The 3,785-nt window shown below is 24.3% G+C and carries 3 protein-coding genes; all 3 read right to left on the reverse strand.

Going from position 1 to position 3,785, the window contains the following annotated elements; translation table 11 throughout:
- Nucleotides 1-386 precede the first annotated feature (386 nt).
- Nucleotides 387-1,256, reverse strand: a complete 870-nt coding sequence (locus GM111_RS07940; RefSeq protein ID WP_156300561.1) for an OmpA family protein — start codon at nt 1,254-1,256, stop codon at nt 387-389.
- A gap of 72 nt (nt 1,257-1,328) precedes the next feature.
- Nucleotides 1,329-3,299, reverse strand: a complete 1,971-nt coding sequence (locus GM111_RS07945; protein WP_156300562.1) for a hypothetical protein — start codon at nt 3,297-3,299, stop codon at nt 1,329-1,331.
- Between the two features lie 193 nt (nt 3,300-3,492).
- Nucleotides 3,493-3,785, reverse strand: a 293-nt coding sequence (locus GM111_RS07950; RefSeq protein ID WP_197034540.1) for a YadA C-terminal domain-containing protein, incomplete at its 5' end; no start/stop codon positions are given.

Below are 3,785 nucleotides of genomic sequence, written 5' to 3' on the forward strand. Positions count from 1 at the left end.
TGCAGCTTTATCGTAGGCTGTTTCTTCCATTTCTCTAATTCTTCTTGTTCTTCTTACTTTTTTTTCTTCGTTCATAGCAAAAGCCTCCTTGATATTTTTATTATATCATAAGAGGCTTTTACTAAAATTAATTTACAATTTTATTTCTATACACTAAAAAAATTATCTGTTTTTTAGATTAATCCCTTTTATTTTTTTGATCTTAATATTTAAAAGTGAAAAATCATTCATTTTTCAAAAGCTTCTTATCTATTAACTATTTTGTTTTAGAAACTTTTTCAGCAAAATTTTCTCAACTTTTAATTTTCAATGTATTTTATAAAAACTTACAATAGTCGTAATTAAGATTTTACTTATAAGTCAATTTATTAATTAACTTAAAAATTTTATTTTATAATTATTTCTACTCTTCTATTAGTACTATCATTTTTACTCACTAAATTTCTAGTTGCTTGTCCAAAATAATATATTTTATTTCTATCAACTGAAAAATTATTTATGATAAAATCATATACTGCTTTAGCTCTTTTTTCAGATAACCCTAAATTATACTTATATGTTCCAACTTTATCTGTATTACCTACTATTACTATTTCATTGTAGCCTTCTATTTCTAAAAAGAATTTTTTTAATTTTTCTATATTCATTTTACTTAAATTATATTTATTAAAATCAAAATCAGTCAATACTAATTTTTGAACTGTTGATTTTTCTTCAATATACTTTACATTTTCTAAAGATTTTTTTGTTTCTATATTTTGATTTGATAAATTACTTACTTTTTCTTTTAATTTTAACAATTGATTTCTTAACTCTGTATCATCGTACACTTTTATACTGTCTTTTAAATTATTAAAGTCTTTTTTTAAACCATTTATATCTAATTTCATATTAGATATTTCAAATAATATTCTTTTAATATCTGCATCTTTTTGTTTTAATGAATTATATATTATATCTAAATTATTATTTTCAGAAATTTTTTCTGTAACTTTATCTAATCCATTTTCTTTAACATTCATATCACCAAATGTATATGAAATCCCTGCCCCAACTGAAGGTTTTAAACTTGAATTCAAAGCTCCAGTTACTTTAAATCCTATATTTTTTTCCATACCAGAGTAGCCTATAGAAAAAGCCCAATCTTTTTCATAATATCCCATAGAAGCACCAATTGTATGTGTTTTATTAACATTATTAGTCGGTATATTGGCATGTGCTATAGCTGAAGCAACTCCAGAGGTTGTATTTTTCACATTAACATCAACATATCTTTTAGTAACTGCATCTGTTTCTAATATCGGATCTGCAACATTAACTATTCTTCTTTAATTATTTACACTTCCTACAGAAACTGCATTACTTACAGCTTGAGAATTATTTCCTAAAATAACTGCATTCTCCACAGTGCTTGCATCAATATTTGAACCTAAAATAAACACATCATTTTTAGGACTTTCTTTTCTTCCAACTATATTATTATTTCCTTGAACATGATTATTTTCACCATAAATTACATTCATATTTCCCATAGTTGATGAATTATCGCCTTTAATAACATTAGAAGTTCCAATAGCTGATGTATTATTTCCAACTATCGTAACATCTTTACCTATTGCTATAGAGTTGTCTCCACCTACAAATGCACCTGTTCCATATGCAATATTATTTTCTCCTCTATTTCTTAATGGATTATTTTCAAGTTCTTCTTCCAATACTTTAATTCTTTCTTTTGTAACCCTTATTGATTCTACTACTTTATTTATTTCATTTTTTATTCTAGTATACTCGGCTGCAATTACTAAATCTTTTGGATCAATTTCTATACTTTCATAATTTTTCTTTTCTCTATTTACTTCTTTTTCTTTTTCTACTAACTCTTTCTTCATTCTTAACAATGCTTCTTTATCAATACCCAATGATTTAGTTAATTCACCTGTTAATGTTTCAATACTAAATTTAAGCTTATCTTCTACTTTATCTATTTCTTCTTTTTTATATTTATTAGCTATATATAATAAAAAATCAGAGGCTGTTATATAGCCATTATCATATATACCAAGTTTATGTGTCGTTCTATTCATAAAATCTTGATAATTTTTTCTACTTCCTTTTTCATAATATTTTTTAAGTAATTCATTCTTTTTATCAAGCCATTCCACATTTTTATCTTGATTGTATTTCCACTGATAATATGCAATAGTTTGTTGATAATCTAACATTTCAAAATCATTATCAACAATCTCTTTTAATATTTCCATAACTACAGGATCATCTGAAAATTTAAAATATCCATTCGAAACTTTTCCATAAAGTTCTAACATTCTGTTCTTATATTCTGGTCTTATTTTTGCCCATTTATTATATTCAGTTTCATCTAATTGATCATTAATTCCAATAGTAAGGTCTATTGTCTCACTGCCTATTTTTGTACTTAATTCAAATGTATCTGATAATACTAAATTTTTATCTGAATTAAAAGGTTTTTTGTGTGACCTTATACTACCATATACTATATGTCCATTTATTTCTATAGGTGAATTTGTAACAAAATTATGTGCATCATCCCATAGTGTTACAATATCTATATTTTTATCAGGATAATTTGTTAGAAAATGATTATCTAGCTTGTATCTTTTTGAACGAGAATATATATTTCTTTTCTCTGACAATACCCCTAAAACTTCATAATGTGTTTTTATATAATCCTTATAAAATTTCTTTTCTAAAGAAAATGCTTGATCTTTTTCTACTAAAGCTTTTAATTTATCTGCTCCATCTTCTAATGATTGGTCATTTCTAATATCTATTCCTTTTATTTCTGACATTCCATATAATCTTCTATTCAATTCATTTAATTTCTGTTCTTGAGATACAATATCATTTTGATATTGATTTTTTAAATTCATTAATTCATCATTTAATTTTCTATATTTTTCTAAAGCTGCTGCTTTTGTATTTTGTAATGTTTCTACTCTTAATCCTGCTTGAATAGTTTCTCTTTCTTTTTCTGTCAAATCATTATATTTCTTAGTCTCTGTTTCTACTTTTATCTTTAATCCTTTTAGTTCTTCAGCTCCACCTTTATATTTATCCCATTCATTTTTAAAGGTTTCTTTGTCATATTCTTTTCCTGTTGTAATTGCATTTTTACCTATACTTTGTCCATTTATCGATGTCGAAATAGAATCAATCCCAACAGCTCTTGAATTTTCTCCAAGTTTAATTCCTTCTTCTGCATATAAATTAGCTACAACAGCCAATAAAAATGCAGTAATTAATACTTTTCTTCTAATCATTGTTAATTTATTTCATAAAATTATGAAATTCTCCCTTCTTGTTTATTTAATTATATTATAAAATTTTTTTATACTTTTGTCAATCAAATCTTTTTGTTTAAAAATTAACAAAAAATATTTATAAATTATATATGTTTAAAATAAAAAACTGTCTTTAAAGATTTTCAATAAAGACAGCTCTATACCTTAAATATTATTTATTATTTTTTTCTAATTCAGAAATTTTTTCAAATAATTGTTGAATTAATTCTTTATTTTTTTTATTTTCATTTCTTAATTCTTCAATTTCATCTTTTCTATTTATAGTCGATGTTTTAACATCAAATTGATATCCTAATCCTGCTCCTAATGCTACATGTCCTTTAGTATTTAATGATCCTGAAGCTTTATACACTAAATTCCCTGTTTCATTTAATCCTGAAATACCTAATGCAAATGCATGTTCACCGTTATAGTAACCATATGCACCTGCAATATTATGTCTAT

The organism is Streptobacillus canis (genome assembly GCF_009733925.1).
In the GTDB taxonomy this organism is placed as follows: domain Bacteria; phylum Fusobacteriota; class Fusobacteriia; order Fusobacteriales; family Leptotrichiaceae; genus Streptobacillus; species Streptobacillus canis.

Excerpts from the sequence above, each read along its gene's own strand:
- GM111_RS07945 (WP_156300562.1), bottom strand. The coding sequence starts at position 3,299 with ATGATTAGAAGAAAAGTATTAATTACTGCATTTTTATTGGCTGTTGTA.